The sequence below is a fragment of the Flavonifractor sp. An100 genome (assembly GCF_002161175.1).
GTDB lineage: Bacteria > Bacillota > Clostridia > Oscillospirales > Oscillospiraceae > Lawsonibacter.
Genome location: NZ_NFMA01000058.1, coordinates 1 through 1,192, shown reverse-complemented (window position 1 = coordinate 1,192; position 1,192 = coordinate 1). Strand labels below are relative to the sequence as shown.

Here is a 1,192-nt window from a genome sequence, read left to right as displayed (position 1 = left end):
GCTATGGAGAGCACCGGGATCTACTGGCAGCCTATTTACGAAATGCTGGAGCCATGTTTTGATGGGCAGATCAGCATTCTGGTCGTGAATGCCCGCCACATGAAGAATGTGCCTGGGCGCAAAACGGATATGCGGGACGCGCAATGGATCGCCACATTGCTCCGTGCCGGATTACTAAAGGGAAGTTTTATCCCAGATAAGACCTTCCGGGAACTGCGGCATCTGACCCGGTATCGTAAGAGCATCGTTCGCGACATTACCGCCCAAAAGAATCGCATCGATAAATTTCTGCAAAGCTCCGGTTTCCGCTTCACAGCGTTTCTGTCGGACGCATTTGGCGCTTCCGGGCGAAACATCATCCGTCATCTCATGGAATACGGAAATATTTCGCGGGAAGCTCTGGATCGGTGTCTGAAAACACAGACCCGGAAACGTATCGACGAAATACTGATTGCCTTGAACGGTTCGCTCTCGGAGCACCAGCGAGGCTTTCTTCGCATGATATTTGGGCACTTGGAAGCACTTGAACAGCACCGGCATACTGTGGAGGACGCTATTACGAAAGAGATCACAAAGCACGAAGAGGCATTGAGCCTCCTGTGCTCCATACCGGGTATTGATGTAACTGCGGCAGCAGCCATTATCGCGGAGATTGGTACCGATATGAGTGCCTTTCCGGATTCCCAGCATATATGCTCCTGGGCCGGTTTGAGTCCCGGTAACAACGAGAGTGCCGGAAAACGCAAGAGTGCTCACATTAACAAAGGTAATCCGTATCTGAAGAGTATGCTCTGTGAGGTGGGATGGGTCATCTCCGGAAAACGAAGCTTGTACCTCTCCGGTTGGTACTGGAGGATAAAACAGCGGAAGGGCGCTAAACGTGCAACGATTGCTTTGGCTCGCAAACTGCTGGCGCTGATTTACACGATGTTGAAGACAGGTTCTCCATACAACGAAGACTGTTTTGAGATCCGCAGAAAACAAAGTGAGCGCAAACGGGCCAGCCGTATGGTGAACGAACTGCAAAAGCTGGGGTACTTTGTGGTGGCACCAGGCTGATTCCCACTGTACCATACTTCGGCCGGCGACAGGTTTTGGCCTGCCGCTTTTTGTGCTGCGATGGTTTTTCATGAGGCGTTGAAAGCCTGTTTGTCAAGGTTCACGCCCTCGCTACTTATTTTCGTAGCAAGGT

The 1,192-nt window shown here is 51.5% G+C and carries 1 protein-coding gene; it reads left to right on the top strand.

The features are described from left to right. Positions 1 to 1,059: IS110 family transposase (locus B5E43_RS14735; protein WP_143383030.1), on the top strand; the 1,059-nt coding region annotated here is incomplete at its 5' end. Positions 1,060 to 1,192: the final 133 nt, after the last annotated feature.